The organism is Faunimonas sp. B44 (genome assembly GCF_052655945.1).
Map to the genome: position 1 here is coordinate 70,123 of NZ_JBQYEX010000010.1, position 19,613 is coordinate 89,735.

General features: G+C 70.7%; 16 protein-coding genes. 11 read left to right on the forward strand and 5 right to left on the reverse strand.

Annotated elements, in window-relative coordinates; translation table 11 throughout:
* Positions 1–8 precede the first annotated feature (8 nt).
* Both ACUN0C_RS15855 and ACUN0C_RS15860 read right to left on the reverse strand, forming a co-directional pair.
* Positions 9–743, reverse strand: a complete 735-nt coding sequence (locus ACUN0C_RS15855) for an ABC transporter ATP-binding protein (RefSeq protein WP_445467368.1) — start codon at positions 741–743, stop codon at positions 9–11.
* A complete protein-coding gene (locus ACUN0C_RS15860) occupies positions 736–1,509 on the reverse strand; it encodes an ABC transporter ATP-binding protein (RefSeq protein WP_445467369.1) in 774 nt (257 codons plus the stop codon). The genes ACUN0C_RS15855 and ACUN0C_RS15860 overlap by 8 nt, the downstream gene beginning before the upstream one ends.
* A gap of 317 nt (positions 1,510–1,826) precedes the next feature.
* Between ACUN0C_RS15860 and ACUN0C_RS15865 the strand changes: the two genes are divergently transcribed.
* The 4 genes from ACUN0C_RS15865 (at position 1,827) to ACUN0C_RS15880 (ending at position 5,690) form a co-directional block, all read left to right on the forward strand.
* A complete protein-coding gene (locus ACUN0C_RS15865) occupies positions 1,827–2,129 on the forward strand; it encodes a hypothetical protein (protein WP_445467370.1) in 303 nt (100 codons plus the stop codon).
* A gap of 162 nt (positions 2,130–2,291) precedes the next feature.
* Positions 2,292–3,557, forward strand: coding sequence for a glucose-1-phosphate adenylyltransferase (glgC, locus tag ACUN0C_RS15870; RefSeq protein WP_445467371.1), 1,266 nt, complete (start codon positions 2,292–2,294; stop codon positions 3,555–3,557).
* A complete protein-coding gene (gene glgA, locus ACUN0C_RS15875; RefSeq protein WP_445467383.1) occupies positions 3,554–5,053 on the forward strand; it encodes a glycogen synthase GlgA in 1,500 nt (499 codons plus the stop codon). Before glgC ends, glgA begins: the two co-directional genes overlap by 4 nt.
* Complete coding sequence (locus ACUN0C_RS15880) at positions 5,046–5,690, forward strand: alpha/beta hydrolase (RefSeq protein ID WP_445467372.1); 645 nt, start codon at positions 5,046–5,048, stop codon at positions 5,688–5,690. Before glgA ends, ACUN0C_RS15880 begins: the two co-directional genes overlap by 8 nt.
* Here ACUN0C_RS15880 and ACUN0C_RS15885 read toward each other — a convergent pair.
* Positions 5,687–6,622, reverse strand: a complete 936-nt coding sequence (locus ACUN0C_RS15885; protein ID WP_445467373.1) for a ring-cleaving dioxygenase — start codon at positions 6,620–6,622, stop codon at positions 5,687–5,689. The two genes, ACUN0C_RS15880 and ACUN0C_RS15885, sit on opposite strands and share 4 nt — an antisense overlap.
* A gap of 273 nt (positions 6,623–6,895) precedes the next feature.
* On the opposite strand from ACUN0C_RS15885, the gene ACUN0C_RS15890 reads away from it, so the two are divergent.
* Positions 6,896–7,339, forward strand: a complete 444-nt coding sequence (locus ACUN0C_RS15890) for a hypothetical protein (RefSeq protein ID WP_445467374.1) — start codon at positions 6,896–6,898, stop codon at positions 7,337–7,339.
* Positions 7,340–7,398: 59 nt separating this feature from the next.
* On the opposite strand, the gene ACUN0C_RS15895 is transcribed toward ACUN0C_RS15890, so the two are convergent.
* Positions 7,399–9,309 carry a hypothetical protein gene (locus ACUN0C_RS15895; RefSeq protein ID WP_445467375.1) on the reverse strand — a complete coding sequence of 637 codons (1,911 nt, stop codon included), beginning with the start codon at positions 9,307–9,309 and terminating at the stop codon, positions 7,399–7,401.
* 117 nt (positions 9,310–9,426) lie between these two features.
* Here ACUN0C_RS15895 and ACUN0C_RS15900 point away from each other — a divergent pair, with 117 nt between their 5' ends.
* Together ACUN0C_RS15900 and ACUN0C_RS15905 are read left to right on the forward strand one after the other, a co-directional pair.
* Positions 9,427–9,900 carry a Tat pathway signal protein gene (locus ACUN0C_RS15900; protein ID WP_445467376.1) on the forward strand — a complete coding sequence of 158 codons (474 nt, stop codon included), beginning with the start codon at positions 9,427–9,429 and terminating at the stop codon, positions 9,898–9,900.
* Between the two features lie 27 nt (positions 9,901–9,927).
* Complete coding sequence (locus tag ACUN0C_RS15905; RefSeq protein ID WP_445467377.1) at positions 9,928–11,043, forward strand: NADH:flavin oxidoreductase/NADH oxidase; 1,116 nt, start codon at positions 9,928–9,930, stop codon at positions 11,041–11,043.
* 36 nt (positions 11,044–11,079) lie between these two features.
* Here ACUN0C_RS15905 and ACUN0C_RS15910 read toward each other — a convergent pair whose 3' ends face one another.
* Positions 11,080–12,477: an aspartate aminotransferase family protein gene (locus ACUN0C_RS15910; protein WP_445467378.1), complete on the reverse strand. Its 1,398-nt coding sequence runs from the start codon at positions 12,475–12,477 to the stop codon at positions 11,080–11,082.
* A gap of 412 nt (positions 12,478–12,889) precedes the next feature.
* Between ACUN0C_RS15910 and ACUN0C_RS15915 the strand changes: the two genes are divergently transcribed.
* The 4 genes from ACUN0C_RS15915 to ACUN0C_RS15930 all read left to right on the forward strand — a co-directional run.
* Positions 12,890–14,407, forward strand: coding sequence for a Do family serine endopeptidase (locus tag ACUN0C_RS15915; RefSeq protein ID WP_445467379.1), 1,518 nt, complete (start codon positions 12,890–12,892; stop codon positions 14,405–14,407).
* A 162-nt stretch (positions 14,408–14,569) separates the two neighbouring features.
* Positions 14,570–15,247, forward strand: a complete 678-nt coding sequence (locus tag ACUN0C_RS15920; RefSeq protein WP_445467380.1) for a response regulator transcription factor — start codon at positions 14,570–14,572, stop codon at positions 15,245–15,247.
* The gene (locus ACUN0C_RS15925; protein WP_445467381.1) at positions 15,240–16,652 is read left to right on the forward strand and encodes an ATP-binding protein; all 1,413 of its coding nucleotides are present in this window, start codon (positions 15,240–15,242) and stop codon (positions 16,650–16,652) included. The genes ACUN0C_RS15920 and ACUN0C_RS15925 overlap by 8 nt, the downstream gene beginning before the upstream one ends.
* On the forward strand, positions 16,642–19,613 hold a 2,972-nt coding region (locus ACUN0C_RS15930), incomplete at its 3' end, for a bifunctional [glutamine synthetase] adenylyltransferase/[glutamine synthetase]-adenylyl-L-tyrosine phosphorylase (RefSeq protein ID WP_445467382.1). The genes ACUN0C_RS15925 and ACUN0C_RS15930, both read left to right, overlap by 11 nt.

Genomic DNA, 19,613 nt, shown 5'->3' on the forward strand with positions numbered 1-19,613 from the left:
GGTTCCGCTCAGGCGGCCGCTGCGGCGGCCTTGCCGAGATAGAGTTCCTGGATCCGCGGATCGACGAGCACCTCGGCCGCCGGCCCCTCGAAGAGCATCGTGCCGAGGTCGAGCACGGTGCCCCAATCGGAGTGCTTGAGCCCGGCAATGGCATTCTGCTCGACGAGCAGGATGGTCATGCCGCGGTCGCGCAGCATGTGCATGATGTCGAACATCTGCTGGACGATCTGGGGGGCGAGGCCGAGCGACGGCTCGTCGAGCATGACGATGTCCGGCTCGACGATCAGCGTGCGCGCCATCGCGAGCATCTGCTGCTGGCCGCCCGACATGGTGCCGGCATGCTGGCCCGCCCGCTCGCGCAGGATCGGGAACTGATCGAGCACCGCCTCCGTGCGCTCCTCCAGCACCTTCTTGTCGCGGATCGAGTAGCCGCCCATCCGGAGGTTCTCGCGCACGCTCATCTTGGGGAAGAGCGCGCGCTCCTGCGGCACGAAGGCGATGCCCTTGCGCAGGATCTGGTCGGGGCGGAGCCCGTCGATGCGCTCGCCCTTGAAGCGGATCTCGCCGCTGCGGATCGGCAGCAGCCCGGCGATCGCCTTCATGAGCGTCGACTTGCCGGCGCCGTTCGGGCCGATGATGCACTGGACCTGGCCCGGCCGGACCGTGAGGTCGATGCCGTTCAGGATGGCCGGGCCGCGGCCGTAGCCGGCGACGACGCCGCGGACTTCGAGGAGCTCAGCCATGGACGACGGCTCCGACGGCCTGAACCGCGGGTTCCTTCTGCGCGCCGCCGAGATAGGCCTCCAGCACGAGCGGGTCGGCCTGCACCTCCTCGGGCGTGCCCTCCGCTATCACCTGGCCGTGCGCCATGACCACGACTTTGTGGGAGAGGCGCATGACGAGATCCATGTTGTGCTCGACGATCAGGACGGTGAGGCCGCGGGCGTTGAGCGCGCGGATGCGATCGACGATCTCCTCCAGGAGACGCGGATTGACGCCGCCGGCCGGCTCGTCGAGCAGGATCATTTCCGGATCGGACATCAGCAGCGCGCCGAAATCCATCAGCTTCTTCTGGCCGTAGGAGAGGCTCCGCGTCTCCTCGTGCGCAAGGCGGGTGATGTTGAGGAAATCGAGGATCTCCATCGCCTTCTCGCGCTCCCACGGCGCGATGGCCGGCCCGAACAGAGCGCGCCAGTTCGGCACGCGCGACTGGACCACGAGGTTCTCGAGGACGGTCAGATCCTCGAGATTGCGGCTGATCTGGAAGGTGCGGCTGAGGCCGCGGCGCGTCACCTGATGGGGCCGCATCGCGTCGATCCGCTCGCCCTTCAGCCAGACCTCGCCGGAGGTGGGCCGCAGCGTCTTGCTGATGCAGTTGAAGGCGGTCGTCTTGCCGGCGCCGTTCGGGCCGATGAGGGCGGTAATCGACCCGCGCTCGACGGTGAAGCTGCACTGGTCGACGGCGCGGATGCCGCCGAAATGCTTGCACAAGCCGCGCACCTCGAGCATCGCCGCTGTCCTACTCCTTGCCCGACCGGCAGGGAACCGTGCGCGGGAGCGGCCGACGCGACCGGGACGGCGGCTGCACCGCCGAACCGACCGTATGAACGCTCTTCATGCCGCCTCCCTTCGTGCCCCGATTTCCTCGGGACGGGGTCTGCCGGAGCCGGCAGGGTTCGCTGCCGGTGCGTCCGCAAACGTTTGCACGAATAGTGTCGGCTTCCATCCCCCCAGTCAAGGCGATTCGCCTGCCGGCGCGCCGCCGTCCCGGCTTTCGGAACCCTGCGGTGGGGCGCTCGGTTGAACGGCAGAACGGAGGACCTGCCATGGCCGACACGACGACCGATCACGCCACCATCCGCAGATGGGCCGAAAGCAAGGGCGGAAAGCCTGCCGCCGTCGAGCGGACGCACAAGGACGGCGACGTCGGGATCATCCGCATCATGTTCCCCGACGCGCCCAACTCGGAGCACGACGCACTCACCGAGATCAGCTGGGACGAGTTCTTCAAGGAGTTCGAGGAGCGCGAACTGGCGCTGCTGTACGAGAAGGACAGCATGTTCTCCAAGATCATCGGCCGCGACACGGCGGAGAAGCGCAAGCAGGGCGACAGCAAGGCGGCGCGCTGACGCCGGTCGCCTCTCGAACGAGGCGCCGGGGGTGCGACGATGCACCCGGGTGCCCCGACGTTCTCGCGCAAGCGGCGCGCGTTCCGCTATACTCCACGGGTGAATCGCCACGCGGCATGAGGGCGTGCCGGCAGCCGGCGAGCGCATGACCCGGGAGGGGGCATGAACGGGCATCCGATCTCCGGACCGCTGTCGCGGAGCGCGATGGCCTACGTGCTCGCGGGCGGCCGCGGCAGTCGGCTCATGGAGATGACGGACAAGCGCGCCAAGCCGGCGGTCTATTTCGGCGGCAAGTCGCGGATCATCGACTTCGCGCTCTCCAACGCGCTGAATTCCGGGATCCGGCGCATCAGCGTGGCAACGCAGTACAAGGCGCACAGCCTGATCCGGCACCTCCAGCATGGCTGGAACTTCTTCCGCCCGGAGCGCAACGAGAGCTTCGACATCCTGCCGGCGAGCCAGAGGGTCTCGGAAGACAAGTGGTACGCCGGGACGGCCGACGCGGTGTTCCAGAACATCGACATCATCGAGAGCTACGCGCCGCAGCACATGGTGATCCTCGCCGGCGACCACATCTACAAGATGGACTACGAGGCGATGCTCCAGCAGCACGTGGAGCAGGGCGCCGACGTGACCGTGGGGTGCCTCGAGGTGCCGCGGCACGAGGCGTCGGGCTTCGGCGTGATGGCGATCGACGAGAACGACCGTATCGTATCCTTCCTGGAGAAGCCGCAGGACCCGCCCGGCATGCCGGGCCGCCCGGACTTCAGCCTGGCGAGCATGGGGATCTACGTCTTCGAGACCAAGTTCCTGTTCGAGCAGCTCAGGCGGGACGCCGCCGACCCGAACTCGGCCCGCGACTTCGGCCGCGACGTCATTCCCTACCTGGTCGAGAACGGCAAGGCCGTCGCTCACCGCTTCTCGCGCTCCTGCGTGCGCTCCAGCGCCGAATCGGACGTCTACTGGCGCGACGTCGGCACGGTCGACGCCTATTGGGAGGCGAACATCGACCTGACGGCGGCGATCCCCTCGCTCGACCTCTACGACCGCGACTGGCCGATCTGGACCTACAGCGAGATCACGCCACCGGCGAAATTCGTCCACGACCTGCCGGGGCGACGCGGCGAGGCGATCAACTCGCTCGTTTCGGGCGGCTGCATCATCTCCGGCGCGCAGCTCTGCCGGACGCTGCTCTTCACCGGCGTCCACGTCCATTCCTTCGCGAGCGTGCAGGACACCGTCATCCTGCCCTATGCTGACATCGGGCGCAGCGCGCGACTGACCAAGGCGGTGATCGACCGCGGCGTGCGCATCCCGGAGGGACTCGTCGTCGGCGAGGATCCGGAGCACGACGCCGCCCGCTTCCGCCGCACCGAACGCGGCGTGTGCCTGATCACGCAGGCGATGATCGACCGCCTGGGCGCCTGAGCCGCGTGCAGGTCCTTTCCGTCGCCTCGGAGATCTTTCCGCTAGTGAAGACCGGCGGGCTCGCGGACGTGGCCGGCGCCCTGCCGGCGGCGCTGGCGCGCGAAGGCGTCGCCGTGCGCACGCTGGTGCCGGGCTATCCGGCCGTGCTCGACGCGATCGAGGAGGCCGAGGCCGTCCACGCCTTCGCCGCGCTCTTCGGCGGCCCCGCGCGGCTTCTGGCGGCGACGGCCGCGGGGCTTGCCGTCTTCGTCCTCGACGCGCCGCATCTCTATGGACGGGCGGGAAACCCCTATCTCGACCCGCACGGGCGGGACTGGAGCGACAACGGCATCCGGTTCGCCGCGCTGGGCCTGGCGGGGGCGCGCCTCGCGCAGGGCCTTGCGCCGGGCTACGCGCCGGACGTGCTCCACGCGCACGACTGGCAGGCCGGGCTCGCGCCTGCCTACCTCCACTATTCCGGTGGCGCTCGTCCGGGCACGCTCGCCACGATCCACAACATCGCCTTTCAGGGGCTCTTTCGCGCCGACCTGTTCCCCCTGCTCGGGCTTCCCGAGGCAGCCTTCGCGATGGAGGGGGTCGAGTTCTTCGGCCGGGTCGGCTTCCTGAAGGCGGCCCTTCACACCGCCGACCGCATCACCACGGTTTCGCCGACCTATGCCGAGGAGATCCTCACGCCGGAATTCGGCATGGGCCTCGAAGGGGTTCTCCAAGCACGCGGCGGCGCCGTCTCCGGCATCCTGAACGGGATCGACGAGGCGGTGTGGAATCCCGACACCGATCCGCACCTGCCGTTCCGCTACGATGCGCGGCGGACGATCTCGCGGCGCGGCAACAAGCGTGCGCTGCAACGGCGCCTCGCCCTGGCGGAGCAGCAGGACGCGCTGCTCGTCGGCGTGGTGAGCCGGCTCTCCTGGCAGAAGGGGCTCGATCTGGTGCTCGAGGCCTGGCCGGAAATCCGCATGGGGAACCTTCAGCTCGCAGTGGTCGGCGCGGGCGACCGGGGCCTCGAGCGGGCATTCGAGGCGACGGCTGCGGCCGAGCCGAAGCGGATCGGCGTGTTCATCGGCTACGACGAGGCGCTCGCGCACCTCGTGCAGGGCGGCGCGGATGCGCTCCTCGTGCCGTCGCGCTTCGAGCCGTGCGGCCTGACGCAGCTCTGCGCCATGCGCTACGGCGCGCTGCCGATCGTGTCGCGCGTTGGCGGGCTCGCCGACACGGTGGTCGACGCCAACGCGATGGCGCTCGCGGCGGGCGTGGCGACGGGATTCCAGTTCGCGCCGGCGGAACGCGCGCCGCTCGAGCGCGCCTTGCGCCGGGCGCTGTCGGTGTGGGAGGACGGCGAGGCGTGGCGCAGGATGCAGCGGAACGCGATGGCGGCGCCCGTCGGCTGGGAGCGCCCGGCCGAGCGCTATGCCGCACTCTACCGCGAGGCGGCCGGGCTTCACCGCGGGAGCACCTTGGCGGGCGGTCCAGAGGAGGGCGTGGAGCTTGAGTGACGATCCGCATGCCGGCCGGCCGGTGGAAACCTCCGGTCCGACGCTCGCCGACGCTCGGGCGGCGGCGATCCTGCTCCACGGCCGGGGCAGCAACCCGGCCGACATGCTCTCGCTGGCGCGGCTCCTGCTGCCCGAGGGCATGGCCGTGCTCGCCCCGCACGCGGCCGGCTCGACCTGGTACCCCTATTCCTTCATGGCGCCGCTCGAGGCGAACGAGCCGGCGCTCGGCTCGGCGCTCCGCCGGGTCGGCACGCTCGTCGAGGAGATCGTCGCCGCCGGCATTCCGGCGGAACGCACCGCGCTTCTCGGCTTCTCGCAGGGGGCGTGCCTCGCGCTCGAATTCTCGATCCGCAACCCGCGCCGCTACGGCGCGGTCGTGGCGCTGAGCGGCGGCCTGATCGGGCCGCCGGGAACCGCATGGCCGGAGCGGGGCTCGCTGGAGGCGACGCCCGTCTTCCTCGGCTGCAGCGACGTCGACTTCCACATCCCGGTCGCGCGGGTGGAGGAATCGGCGGCGGTCCTCGCCGATCGCGGCGCGGCGGTGGACGCCCGGATCTATCCGGGCATGGGCCACACCGTGAACGACGACGAGGTCGCGGCCGCGCGCGACCTCCTCGCGGCCATCGCCAAAGCCTAGAGCGGCTTCAGGCCGGCCTCGATCTCCGCCCGCCGCGGTTCCAGGAAGGGCGGCAGCGCGAGCCGCTCGCCGAGTGCCTCGAGCGGCTCGTCCGCGGCGAAACCCGGCCCGTCCGTGGCGATCTCGAAGAGCACGCCGTTCGGCTCGCGGAAATAGAGGCTGCGGAAGTAGTAGCGGTCGACCTTGCCGCTCGACGGAATCCGCAATTCGCGAAGGCGCGCCGCCCAGGCATCGTAATCCGCGTCGGCGCTGCGGAAGGCGACGTGATGCACGCCGCCCGCGCCGAGCCGCGCCTGCGGCATGCCGGGCTGGACGAGCACGTGGAGCTCGGCGGCCGGGCCGCCTTCGCCCATCTCGTAGACGTGGACCGCTCCGTCGGCGGTGGCGTATTGCCGGACCGGGCGCATCATCATGACCCGGGTCAGCACGAGGTGCGTCGGCTCGAGGTCGGGCACGCTCATGGTGATCGGCCCGAGCCCGCGGATCTGGCGGTCGGCCGGCACCGGGCTCCTCTCCCAGGGATGGGCCTCGCCGGCGCCGCCGTCGTCGACCAGCGCGAGGCGCTGCCCCTCGTGATCCTCGAATTCGAGCGTGGCGCGGCCGTCTTGCAGGGCGACCGGCGCATGCTTCACTCCCGCCTCGGCGAAGCGTTCGGTCCACCAGGCGAGTGCGTCCTCGCCGGCGACGCGGAGCGCGGTCCGCACCACGCTGTGCGTGCCGCGGCGCTCGGGCGCGGCCGGCCAGTCGAAGAAGGTGATGTCGCTGCCCGGCGTCGCCATGCCGTCGGCGTAGAAGAGGTGATAGGCCGAGACGTCGTCCTGGTTCACGGTCTTCTTCACGAGCCGCATGCCGAGCGTGTCGGTGTAGAAGCGCAGGTTCCCCGGCGCGTCCGCCGACACGGCGGTGAGATGATGGATGCCCTTCAGTTCCATGGCGCCCTCCCAATGGCGTGGCGTGCTGACGTGGACCCTATTTCGTCCCGGAGAGGCCGCCGGTCGAGCGGTCATCCGCCTGACAGACCGTTTCAGCCTCGGTGAACCAGACGCAGAAATGGTGTCGCCGAAGCGTAAGGGGCGATGTGCGGGAAACAATCGCCACGCTAAAAGAAACCGAGCGGCGGCGGTGCGAAACGAAGACGCAAACAAGCACCCCAGGGGACCGCTGCGGCCGCGAACCGGTCGGAATTGTCTGGAGGAGGGATTGCCATGAATGTGAAGCCGATGGCCATCGCGACAATCATGCTGGTCGGCGCCGCCTTGTCCGGCGGTGCCGCTGCGGACGGTGCGCTGGACAAGCTGCCGAAGGTGGAGAGCCTGCCCGCGGGCGTGATCCAGATCTCGCCCTTCATACCCGGCATGGGCGAGCACTGGGCCGACCCGAAGACGCTGCCGCTTGGGCCGATCTACTGCGTCATGGACGGGCGCGTGACCTGCATGGAGTTCATGATCGCGCAGAAGGACTTCGAGGAGGGCAGGTCGTTCGAGCAGCTGAGGCCGTGGTTTTCGGGAACCGAGCAGCCGCCGATCGACCACATGGAGTTCAACTTCGAGCCGCACGGCCATGAGGGCTTCACGGTGCCGCATTACGACATCCACATGTACTTTGTGTCGCCGGAAGTCCGGGCGACCACGAAGGCGGCGATGAAGTAGAACGCCCCGAGGCGATCCGCCCGACGCGGCACGCGCCGGACGGGGAGGCCGTCCTCCCGCTACGGGCTCGTGTAGATGAGGTGGTAGGCGTATTCGAGCTGCAGGTCGGGATCGGCGGCGCGCAGCCTCAGGACCGCTGCGGCGAGCGCTTGCAGATAGTCCCCGGCCGGCTCCACCGCCGGGCGGGGACCCTCGAAGAGCGGGCGCGAACTCGCGACGACGACGATCATGTCGAGCCCGTAGGGCGGCCCGATGGTCATGCTCCGCCCGGCACGGTCGAGGCCGCGCAGATCGATCATCGCGTTCTCCGGAAACCGCGCCTCCAGCGGGTCCGACGCCGGCAGGAGGTGGTGCACGCGGCCGTCGCCGGAGAAGTAGGCGACCTGCACGAAACTTTCGAATTGCGGGGTGCCGAGCCGGAGCTGGAGCGTCTGTCCGCCGAAATAGCGTTCCACCCCGAAGCGCGCCGGCGTGGCGAAGGCGGCCGATTCGTAGCGCTGATGGTTCGACTGGGCGAAGCCGGGCCCGCCCAGCGTGGCGAGCACGTTGCAGTGGGGCTCGCCCACGATGTGCACGGCTCCTGTCTCGACCGTCTCGATGCCGCCGATCTCGGCGAGCTGCTGCCGGAGCCGGCTGCGATCGTTCTCGGAGGCGAGATGCCCGGAGACCCGGACCGCGCCGCCGGGCCCGAGGTCGGCATCGAGGCGCGCGCATGAAAAGCGCGCCAGCGTCTTCTCGATCTCCGCCTGCGGATCGGCGCTCCTGATGACGAGCGAGGGCATGGCCGGGAGTGCGGCGAGCGCCTGGGGCGGCGGCGCCGACGGCTGCAGGGCGCCGGCCCCGCCGACGGCCCGAACGCCGGGCCCTCCGCCCGGTCCGGGCGGGACGGGTTCCGGCGGGATAGCCGGCGATGCGGCCAAGGCGCGCTCGGTGCGGGCGACGGCGGCGGGGGCGGCCTCGGCTGGGGCGACGGCGGCGAGCTCTGCCGGCGGCGCGGCAGCCGCCGGTCCCGGCTGGCCGACGGAGGCAACCGGGGCGGCCGGGGCGGGTGCCGGTCCAGGCACTGCCTCGAGGGCCGGGATCGCGGGGACAGGGGCCGCAGGCGCGGCGGCGATCGCAAATGGCGGGTCGGCGGGCCGGATTTCGGCGGCAGATGCGAGCGGAGCAGGGCCCGCGGGCTGGGTCGGGACCACCGGCACGGCGGGGCTGAGCGGGAGCGCGGCGGCCGGCGAGATCAGCGGCTGGAATGATGACGATTCCACCGGCGCAGCCGGCACGGGTGGCGCGAGGGCAGGCTCCGACGCGGCGGAGGAGAGCTCCGCGAGCGCGGGGGAGAGGCTCGCGACCTCGCGCGGCGCTTGCGCTGCGGGCGGGACGTCCGCCGCTTCAGGCCCGGTCGGCCTCAGTGGCGCGGTTTCAGGCCCGGACGGCCTAAGTGCCTCGCTTGCGGACGCAGCGGCACGTGCAGGCTGCGCCGGCGGCTCGGCTTGCTTAAGGGCCTGCGCCGACGAATCCGCTGCAGGCTGTGCGAGGGGCGCGGCGGATTCGGCGGGCGGGACGGGCTCGGGCCGGGCCGGGGAGGGGGGCGTGGCGAAGGCGCGCGCACCGCCCACCGGCGCCATCGGCTCCGACGCACGGAGTTCCGCCAGCGGCTCGGGCGGAGCGTCAGGGGCGAGCGCCGCCTCCGCGGCAACAGCCGGAACCTCTTCCGGATCGGGCATCGCCGCGGCGAGCTCGACGAGGGGCTGCTCTTCGACGAATTCCACGTAGACGGCCCGATCCGGTTCGGGGGCCGGAAGCCGGTGCGCGGAGAAGTGCATGGTCCCGACGACGGCCACGATCGCGGCGTGGCAGGCGAGCGAGGCGAGAACGGCGGCCGGCCGGAGGCGACGCGTCCGCGGGCGCAGCGGGCGCGGCTCGACCGCGACCTCCGGGGCCCTTTTCCTCGACTCTGGCTTTCGTCGTCTCACGGCGACATTATAGAGGCTTCGCGCGAAGACGGTCTCGCCTCAACCGTTCGCGGGAGCTCCCCTTTTTGCCCATCTGCCTTCCGCGGACGGGAACAGCCCGAGAATAGGAGTGGATCGATGCGCCTTGCAGGTCTCTGCGCCGCGGCAGTCCTGGTGGCCGTTCCGCCGCTGGTCGCAGCGCAGGAAGGGACATCGCCCGCCGCGCCGCCCGGCGCGGAGCGCGCCGCGCTTCCGTCGCACGGGGCCGTGAACGTCGAGCTCAACAAGCTCGAGCCGGTGGCGAGCGCCTGCCGAGCCTATTTCCTGGTCGAGAACCAGATGCCGGTTCCCTTGCAGGAGATGCGGCTCGACGTCTTTCTCTTCGACCTTTCCGGGGTGGTGCTCCGGCGCGTGGCGTTGAGCTTCGCGGATGTCGGCGTGGACAAGATCAAGGTGGCGCTGTTCGACCTGCCGGACCTCGCCTGCACCGACGTGAGCCGCCTGCTCGTCAACGACGTGATCGGATGCACGATCAGGAACAACGAAAACGTGCCGGATTGCGGCGACCTGCTCTCGGTCGGCAGCAAGGCTTCGGCCGAGTTCAGGTACTGACGCGCCGGTCGCGCGAAGGAGACGTTCATGCCCGCAGCCCTCTTCACGCCGGTCGCGCTCGGCGGCCTCACGCTTTCCAACCGGATCACGATCTCGCCGATGTGCCAGTACAGTGCGGCCGATGGCAGCATGACGGACTGGCACGTCGCGCATCTGTCGTCGCTGGCACTGTCGGGCGCGAGCCTGCTCGTCATCGAGGCGACCGGGGTCGAGCCCGCCGGCCGCATCTCGCCGGAGGATGTCGGCCTCTACAGCGACGCGAACGAGGCCGCGATGAAGCGGGTGCTGGACGTGATCCGCTCCGTCAGCCCGATCAGGGTCGGCGTGCAGCTCGCCCATGCCGGCCGGAAGGCCGCCACCTACAGCCCGTGGAAGGGCTCGGGCTCGGTGCCCGACGGGGACGGCGGCTGGGAGACGTTCGCCCCTTCGGCCCTGGCGTTCCAGGATGGCTGGCGGGTACCGCAGGCGATGACCCGCGCCGACATGGACCGGGTGAGGGACGCGTTCGTGGCCACCGCGCGGCGGGCCGAGCGGCTCGGCATCGATTGCGTCGAGCTGCATTTCGCGCACGGCTATCTGATGAGCACGTTCCTCTCGCCGCTCTCGAACCGGCGCGAGGACGCGTATGGCGGCAGCCTGGAAAACCGGATGCGCTATCCGTTGGAAGTGGCGGCCGCGGTGCGGGAGGCCTGGCCGCGGGAGCGGGCGCTGACGGTCCGGGTCAATGGATCGGATTTCACGGAGGGCGGCTGGACGGCCGAGGACGCGGCGCGGCTCGCGACCAAGCTGCGGGCGATCGGCATCGACGGCGTCTCGGTCTCCGGCGGCGGCGTCGACCCGCGCCAGCAGATCCAGGCCGGGCCGGGATACCAGCTGCCGTTCGCCGAGCATGTGAGGAAGGTGTCCGGGATCACCACGACGGCGGTCGGCATGATCCTGACGCCGAAGCAGGCCGAGGCGATCGTCGCCGAGGGTAAGGCCGACCTGGTGGCGCTCGCCCGCGGCATCCTGTTCGACCCGCGCTGGCCCTTTCACGCTGCCGAGAAGCTCGGCTCCGCAATGGCCTATCCGCCGCAATACGAGCGGGCCAACCCGCGCAACTGGCGCGGCGGCGGCCCGCTCCTCACCTCGTTCGGCGAGTGAGGGGAGGCGGGGGCAGGACCCCCGCCCGGAGCGCGCTCAGGCGGCGCGGCTCGCCTCCAGCTCCCTGGCGACCTCGTCGACCGCGCCGCGGGTGGCGTCGACGATCACGTCGGCCTCCTCGCGCGTGAGGCAGAGCGGCGGCGCGAAGCCGAGGATGTCGCCGTGCGGCATGGCGCGGCCGACGACGCCGCGGCGGGCGAGCGCTGCCACGATGCGGATGCCGACCTTGAGGTCCGGGTCGAAGAAGAGCCGGTCGCCGCGGTCGGCGACGAATTCCACGGCCGCGAGCATGCCGTCACCGCGCACCTCGCCGACGATCGGATGGTCGGCGACCGCATCGGCGAGCGCCTTGCGGAAATAGGCGCCCACCGTCTCGGCATTCGCCACCAGGCCCATCTCGTCGACCAGCTTCAGGTTGGCGACGCCGGCGGCCGCGCAGAGCGGATGGGCCGAATAGGTCCAGCCGTGGCCGATGACGCCGAGCCGGTCGGAGCCTTCGACCAGCACGTCCCAGACCTTCTGCGAGACGATCGACCCGGAGAGCGGCGCATAGGCCGAGGTGAGGCCCTTGGCGATGGTGATGATGTCGGGCTTCAACCCGTAGCGCTCGGAGGCGAACATCGTGCCGAGCCGGCCGAAGCCGGTGACGACCTCGTCGACGATCAGCATCACGTCGTGCCGCTCGAGCACCTTCTGGATCTTGTCCCAGTAGGTCCGCGGCGGCGGGACGATGCCGCCGGTCCCGAGCATCGGCTCGCCGATAAAGGCGGCCACCGTGTCCGGGCCTTCGGCGCGGATGAGCGCGTCGAGGCGGTCGGCGCAGAAGGTGGCGAAAGTCTCCTCGTCCATGTCCGCGTCCGGCCGGCGGAAATAGTAGGGCGCCTCGGTGTGGAGGACCGGCGGGCGCGGCAGGTCGAAGGCGTTGTGGAACGAGGGCAGGCCGGTGAGGCTGCCGGTCATCAGGCCGGAGCCGTGATAGGCGCGCCAGCGCGAGATGATCTTCTTCTTCTCGGGACGGCCGAGAATGTTGTTCATGTACCAGACGAGCTTGAGGTTCGTCTCGTTGGCGTCCGAGCCGGAGAGGCCGAAATAGACGCGGCTCATGTTCTTCGGCGCGCGCTCGATCACCATGTGGGCGAGCGTGATGGAGGCCTCGGTGCCGTGCCCGGCATAGGCGTGGTAGTAGGAGAGCTCGGCCGCCTGGCGCGCGATGGCGTCGGCGATCTCCTTCCGGCCGTATCCGACATTCACGCAATAGAGCCCGGCGAAGGCGTCGAGCGACCGCCTTCCGTCGCGGTCGACGATGTAGACGCCCTCGCCGCCGGTCACGATGCGGGACGGGCTCTCGCCGCGCGCATGCTGGCCCATGTGGGTCGAGGGATGGAAGAAGCTTCCGCGGTCCCAGGCGTCGAGGAGATCGTTGGGCTGAAGCATGGGGCCGTCCTTTTCGGTTACGGAACACGGTCGGGGGGCGGCCCTGGCCGGCGTCGATCCGGCTGGCCGGACGAGGTTCGACGCGGAGGGCCGCCTTTCGGCCGGCGTGTAGCACGACCGGGCCTGCGAAAAGTAGGGGGCGGGCGATTCTTGCCCAAACCCGACATGCGCGAGGCGAGGCGCAGAACGGTGCGGCCCGGCGGCGCGTGCGGTCGCAGAGCCCTGTGCTCCCGGCAAGCTTACGAAGAATTAATCGCGCCGAAACGGCATCGTAAGGCGACGCTCCCTATCTCTTTGGAGCGGAAGAGCGATGCACCCCCCTGCCCCCGCAGAGCTCGACCGCAAACCTCCAGTCCGCCCCGTCCCCCACGGGGCGGACCCCTCTTTCAACCGCGTGGAGCTTTCGACTGCGATGAGAAATCACGAAAACACCACCTCGCGAGCTCGGCGCCTGCGCCACGCGCTGCTTGCCAGCGCGCTCACCCTCGGCATTGCCGGCGCGACCGGCGCCGGCCTCGTCATCGGCGAGAGCCCCGTCGCCCAGGCCGAGCCCGTCCGCGTGGAAGCGCCTGCGCCGGCCGATTTCACGGCCGTGGTGGAGAAGGTCAAGCCGGCCGTCGTCAGCGTCCGGGTGAAGACCGAGGCGAGCCCGGTCGCCGACCGCTCGCCGTTCAGCGACATTCCGCAGGACAGCCCGTTCTACGAGTTCTTCAAGCGCTTCGGCCCGCCCGGCTTCGAGCCGGGGCCGCAGTCGCGCGGCCCGCAGGGGCGCACGCCGAACCCGCGGAGCCCGCGCTTCGGCATGAGCCAGGGCTCCGGCTTCTTCATTTCCGAGGACGGCTATCTCGTCACCAACAACCATGTCGTCGACGGCGGCAAGGAACTCGTCGTGGTGATGGATGACGGGCGCGAGATCGACGCCAAGCTCATCGGCACCGACGACCGGACCGACCTCGCCTTGCTTAAGGTCGACGGCGACGGCTTCACCTACGTCACCTTCGCCAGCGACGCTCCAAAGGTGGGCCAGTGGGCGATCGCCGTCGGCAATCCGTTTGGCCTCGGCGGCTCGGTCACGGCCGGCATCGTATCGGCCGACGGACGCGACATCGGCGCCGGACCCTACGACGACTTCATCCAGATCGACGCACCGGTTAACCGCGGCAATTCGGGCGGTCCGACCTTCAATGCGCGCGGCGAGGTGATCGGCGTCAACACCGCCATCTTCTCGCCGTCGGGCGGCAATGTCGGCATCGCCTTCGCGATCCCCGCCGCGACCGTGCAGGACGTGGTCGCCGACCTCAGGAACGACGGGCAGGTGACGCGCGGCTGGCTCGGCGTGCAGATCCAGCCGGTGACGCAGGACATCGCCGACAGCCTCGGCATCGAGCAGACGACCGGCGCGCTGGTCTCCGATCCGCAGGCCGACGGCCCCGCCCGCGCCGCCGGCATCCGCGCCGGCGACGTCATCCTGAAGGTCGACGGCCGCGACGTGAAGGGCCCGCGCGAGCTGGCTCAGATCATCGCCCGCTACGACCCGGACACGACGGTGAAGCTTGACATCCTGCGCAACGGCAAGAACGAGCAGATCGACGTGAAGCTCGGCCGGCTCGGCAAGATGGCGAGCAACGCGCCGAGCGGGACGCCCGACGCGGCGCCGACTTCGCTGGAGGGCCTCGGGCTCGCGCTCGGGCCGAGCCAGGACGGCAACGGCGTGCTCGTGACGGGCGTCGAGGACGGCAGCCCGGCGAGCGAGAAGGGCCTGCAGGCGGGCGACGTCATCGTCACGGTCGCCGGCGAGGAGGTCGGCAGCCCGGCCGACGTGCGCTCCGGCATCGACGCCGCGCAGAAGCAGGGCCGCAAGGCCGTGCTGATGCAGGTCCAGGGCGAGCGCGGAACCCGCTTCGTGGCGCTGCCGGTGGAGAAGGGCTGAGCCGCAAGCACACGGGATCGGGCGCGGCGATCGTCAGCTCCGACCGCCCGCCAGTCCTCAACGGCGGACCGCTTCTGCGGCCCGCCGTCCTTGCGCTCCGGGCTTCGCGTTTCGTGATCGACGACGCTGGCGCCGGCGCCGCCAGCGATTAGTCTCTGCCCCATGCGGATTCTCGTAGTCGAAGACGATCAGGAGGCGGCCGCCTATCTCGCCAAGGCGCTGCGCGAGGCCGGCCACGTCGCCGACCAAGCGGCCGACGGCGAGAGCGGGCTCGCGATGGCGCGGGACGGCGGCTACGACGTGCTCATCGTCGACCGCATGCTGCCGAAGCGGGACGGGCTCTCGCTGATCGCCAGCCTGCGCGCGGAGGGCGACCGGACGCCGGTGCTCATCCTCTCCGCGCTCGGCCAGGTCGACGACCGCGTCACCGGCCTGCGCGCCGGCGGCGACGACTATCTCCCCAAGCCCTATGCCTTCTCCGAGCTCCTCGCGCGCGTCGAGGTGCTCGCGCGGCGGATGACGCCGCAGGAGGCGGACACCGTCTACCGGGTCGGCGATCTGGAGCTCGACCGGCTCGCCCGAACCGTGACGCGGGCGGGAAAGGCGATCGTCCTGCAGCCCCGCGAGTTCCGGCTGCTCGAATACCTGATGAAGAACGCCGGCACCGTGGTGACCCGCACCATGCTGCTCGAGAACGTGTGGGACTACCATTTCGACCCGCAGACGAACGTGATCGACGTCCACATCTCGCGGCTGAGGGGCAAGATCGACAAGGATTTCGGCCGGCCCCTTCTGCAGACGGTGCGCGGCGCGGGCTACGTGATGCGGCCCGATGGCTAGCCCGGGGCGGCTTCGCCTCTTCCGCACCACGGCGTTCCGGCTTTCGGCGATCTTCCTCGCCGTCTTCACGATCTTCTCCGCCTTCATGATCGGCTACATCGTGAAGAGCACGATGCAGCTCCTGGAGAGCCAGACGCTGCAGGCCGTCGACCGCGAGCTCGACGAACTCGCCACGCAGTACCAGTTCGGCGGCATCCTGCGGCTCGCGCAGGTGATCCAGCTGCGCAGCCAGCAGCCCGGCGCGAGCCTCTACCTCGTCAGCGACCAGAGCGGCGCGAAGATCGCCGGCAACGTCGCCTTCGTGCCGCAGGCCGTTATCGAGAACCCCGATCCCGCGCCGCAGACCGTGCCCTATCGCGGCGTCGAGGAGCCGGGCATGGGCGAGCGGCGGGTCGCGCTGGTGCGCGTGTTCGAGCTGCCCGGCAACTACCGCATCCTGGTCGGGCGGGACGTGAGCGAGCGGAACCAGCTGATCGAGATCACCATCCGGGCGCTCGTCGTGACGATGGCGCTGATGGTGGTGCTCGGGCTCGCCTCCTGGCTGTTCGTGACGCGCCGGGTGCTGAAGCGGATCGACTCGATTGCCGGCACGAGCCGCAGGATCATCGCGGGCGACCTCAGCGGTCGGCTCGAGGTGACCGGAACGGGCGACGAGTTCGACCGCCTCGCGGAGAGCCTGAACACCATGCTCGACCGCATCGAGCGCCTGATGGAGGGGCTGAAGGAAGTCTCCGACAACATCGCGCACGACCTGAAGACGCCGCTGACCCGGATGCGGAACCGCGTGGAGGGCGCGCTCGCGGTGGCGCCCGACGCGCCGCGCTACCGCGAGGCCCTGCAGGCGACGATCGAGGACGCCGACCAGCTCATCCGCACCTTCAACGCGCTCCTGATGATCGCGCGGGCGGAGGCCGGGTCGTCGGGCACCGCCTTCGCGCCGGTGGACGCATCGCGGGTCGCGGCGGACGTCTTCGAGCTCTACGAGCCGCTCGCTGAGGATGCCGGGGCCGACCTGACCCTCGATGCCGCCGCGGCCTGGGTCGAAGGCAACCGGGAACTGCTCGGCCAGGCGCTGTCCAACCTCGTTGACAACGCCCTGAAATATGCCGACGGAGGCGCCGCAAAGGCCCGCATCGCCATCTCGGTGCGGCGGGAGGGGGACCAGGTGCAGCTGATCGTTGCAGACAACGGCCCGGGCATCGCGGCAGCCGACACGGCGCGTGCCACCGAGCGCTTCGTGAGGCTCGAGAAGAGCCGGTCCAAGCCCGGGGCGGGGCTCGGGCTGAGCCTTGTCGCGGCCGTCGCCCGGCTGCATCACGGCGAGCTGCTGCTCGAGGACAATGCGCCCGGCCTGAGGGCCGTCGTCTCGCTGCCCGCGACGCGGGAGCCCGGGCATGCAGCGTGAGCCGCTGAGACGGCTCGTCCAGGCTCTCCCGGAGAGCCCGGCGGCCGAGGCGGCGCTCATTTCGCTGCGCGAGACGGCGGCGCGGCAGGACGCGGCGGACCGCCTGGAAGGCCTGCTCGCCGACGCCGCGACTGCCAGCTTTCTGGGGACGGCGCTCGGCGAGTGCCCGTTCCTGCTGGATCTCGCCGAGAAGGACATCGACCGCCTGGCGCGGATCGTCGAGGGCGACCCGCTCGCGATCGTGGCGGGCGAGATCGAGGCACTGGGGAGCACCGTCTTCGCGACCAAGGCGGACGCGATGCGGGGGCTGCGGTGCTCGCGGCAGACCGTGGCGCTCGCCCTTGGCCTCGCCGATCTGGGCCGCGCCGTCGATCTCGACACGGTGACGACCGTCCTCAGCGATTTCGCGGATGCGGCGCTCGGCGGCGCACTGCGCTTCGCGCTGGAGGAGGCGAGGCGGAAGGGCACCTATGCGGGCGACCCGAGCGGGGCCGGCAGCGGCTTCGCCATCCTCGGCATGGGGAAGTACGGAGCGCGCGAGCTGAACTATTCGAGCGACATCGACCTCATCGTCGTCTACGAGCCGGCGGCCGGCGGGCTCGCGGAGGGGACGGAGCCGAGCGTGTTCTGGGTCCGCATCGTCCGGCAGATCGTGGCGCTCCTCCAGGAGCGGACGGCCGACGGCTACGCATTCCGCGTCGACCTCCGGCTCAGGCCCGATCCCGGCGCGACGCCTGTCGCGCTCTCCATTCCCGGTGCGCTCCTCTACTACGAGAGCATGGGCCAGAACTGGGAACGGGCAGCGCTCATCAAGGCGCGCGCCTGCGCCGGCGACATCGCCACCGGCAACGCGTTCCTCGCCGAGATCGCCCCCTTCATCTGGCGCAAGTATCTCGACTTCGCGGCGATCGCCGACATCCACTCGATCAAGCGCCAGGTGCACGCCCATCGCGGCCATTCCGACGTGACGGTGCTCGGCCACGACATCAAGCGCGGACGCGGCGGCATCCGCGAGATCGAGTTTTTCGTGCAGACCCAGCAACTGATCGCGGGCGGGCGCGACCGGAGCCTGCGCGGGATCCAGACCCGGCCGATGCTGGCGATGCTCGCTGAGCGGAGCTGGATCGGCAGACGCACGGCGGAGGTGCTGGACGACGCCTATGTCTATCTCCGCACGCTGGAGCACAGGCTGCAGATGGTGCGCGACGAGCAGACCCATTCGATGCCCGCCGACCGCGAGGCGCTCGCCCGCATCGGCCGGCTGATGGGGCAGGGCGACCCGGCCGCCTTCGAGGCCGAGGTGCGCGGCGTGCTGGAAAGGGTCGCCACGCGCTATTCCGAGCTTTTCGAGGATGCGCCGGAGCTCACGAGCGGCAAGGGCAATCTGGTCTTCACCGGCGGCGACGACGACCCGGAGACGCTGCGCACCCTGAGGGAGTTCGGGTTCCAGCATCCCGAGGCCGTGACCGAGGCGGTGCGGGCCTGGCATTTCGGCCGCTTCCCGGCGATGCGCTCCACGACGGCGCGCGAGCGCCTGACCGAGATCACGCCCGTGCTGCTGGAGGCGCTGTCGCGCGCGGGCAACCCGGACCAGGCGTTCCGCAGTTTCGACGCGCTGCTGCGGAAGCTGCCGGCGGGCGCGCAGCTCTTCGCGATCCTGCAGTCCAATCCCGAGCTCCTCGACCTCCTCGCCTTCATCCTGGGCGCCGCGCCGCGGCTCGCCGAGATCTTCACAAGGCGGCCGCATGTCGTGGACACGCTGATCGAGCCGGCCATCATCAACGACCGGCTCGATCGCAGCGACATCGAGGAGCGGCTCCAGGCGACGCTCAGGGAGGCGAAGGACTACGAGGAGGCGCTCAACCGGGCGCGGCTCTTCGCGGCGGAACAACGCTTCCTGTTCTCGGTCCGGATGATCCGCGGCGGGCTCTCGCCGGTGGAGACGGGGCACGCCTTCTCCGACCTCGCCGAACTGGTGATCGAGGCGCTCTACCAGCGCACGCTCGAGGAGTTCCGGGCGCAGCATGGCAGGCTGGAGGGGAGCGCGGAGGCGATCATCGCCTTCGGGCGGCTCGGCAGCCGCGAGATGACGGCGGGTTCCGACCTCGACCTCATCGTCGTCTACAGCCACGATCCGGACGCGACGGTCTCCGACGGGCCGCGGCCGCTTGCGCCGTCGCAATACTATACGCGCTTCACGCAGCGGCTGGTGGCGGCGCTCTCGGCGCCGACATCGGAGGGCGTCGCCTACGCCGTCGATACGCGCCTGCGCCCTTCGGGCCGGGCGGGCCCGCTCGCGACCCATATCGAGGCGTTCCGGCACTACCAGCTGAACGACGCCTGGACCTGGGAGCACATGGCGCTGTCGCGGGCGCGGCCGATCGCCGGCGATGCCGGTCTCGCCGACACGGTGCGCGCCATCATGGACGAGGTGATGGGCCGGCCGCGCGAGCGCGCGAGCCTCGCGGCGGACGTGGCCGGCATGCGCGCGAAGGTGGACGAGGCGCGCGGCACGAAGAGCTGCTGGGAGTTGAAGACGATCCCCGGCGGCCTGATGGATTGCGAGTTCGTCGCCCAGTTCGCCGTGCTCGCCGGCCTGGCGAAGATCGAGGGCGAGACGACGGCGGAGACGCTCTGGCGCGGTGTCGAGGACGGCTGCCTTCCGGCCGAGGACGGCGGGCTGCTCGCCCGTTCCGCGGTGGCGCAGTCCGCGCTCCTGCAGGCGTTGAGGATCGCCGACGACAAGGCGTTCGACCCGGACGCCGCGCCCGACGGCATGAAGACGCTGCTGGTCCGCACCACGGAGCGGGCGCGGCAGGATTTCGCGCGGCGCGTCGAAGGCGGGGAGCCGGCCCCCGCGGCGGCACAGTCGCGGGACGCGTTCGGCGATCTGCAGCGCGAGCTCGAGGAGCTGCAGTCGGGCACGCGGCAGGCGTTCCAGCGCGTGCTGGGCGCTCCCGC

Excerpts from the sequence above, each read along its gene's own strand:
- ACUN0C_RS15855 (WP_445467368.1), bottom strand. The coding sequence starts at position 743 with ATGGCTGAGCTCCTCGAAGTCCGCGGCGTCGTCGCCGGCTACGGCCGC.
- ACUN0C_RS15860 (WP_445467369.1), bottom strand. The coding sequence starts at position 1,509 with ATGCTCGAGGTGCGCGGCTTGTGCAAGCATTTCGGCGGCATCCGCGCC.
- ACUN0C_RS15865 (WP_445467370.1), top strand. The coding sequence starts at position 1,827 with ATGGCCGACACGACGACCGATCACGCCACCATCCGCAGATGGGCCGAA.
- glgC (WP_445467371.1), top strand. The coding sequence starts at position 2,292 with ATGAACGGGCATCCGATCTCCGGACCGCTGTCGCGGAGCGCGATGGCC.
- ACUN0C_RS15885 (WP_445467373.1), bottom strand. The coding sequence starts at position 6,622 with ATGGAACTGAAGGGCATCCATCATCTCACCGCCGTGTCGGCGGACGCG.
- ACUN0C_RS15890 (WP_445467374.1), top strand. The coding sequence starts at position 6,896 with ATGAATGTGAAGCCGATGGCCATCGCGACAATCATGCTGGTCGGCGCC.
- ACUN0C_RS15900 (WP_445467376.1), top strand. The coding sequence starts at position 9,427 with ATGCGCCTTGCAGGTCTCTGCGCCGCGGCAGTCCTGGTGGCCGTTCCG.
- ACUN0C_RS15905 (WP_445467377.1), top strand. The coding sequence starts at position 9,928 with ATGCCCGCAGCCCTCTTCACGCCGGTCGCGCTCGGCGGCCTCACGCTT.
- ACUN0C_RS15910 (WP_445467378.1), bottom strand. The coding sequence starts at position 12,477 with ATGCTTCAGCCCAACGATCTCCTCGACGCCTGGGACCGCGGAAGCTTC.
- ACUN0C_RS15915 (WP_445467379.1), top strand. The coding sequence starts at position 12,890 with ATGAGAAATCACGAAAACACCACCTCGCGAGCTCGGCGCCTGCGCCAC.
- ACUN0C_RS15920 (WP_445467380.1), top strand. The coding sequence starts at position 14,570 with ATGCGGATTCTCGTAGTCGAAGACGATCAGGAGGCGGCCGCCTATCTC.
- ACUN0C_RS15925 (WP_445467381.1), top strand. The coding sequence starts at position 15,240 with ATGGCTAGCCCGGGGCGGCTTCGCCTCTTCCGCACCACGGCGTTCCGG.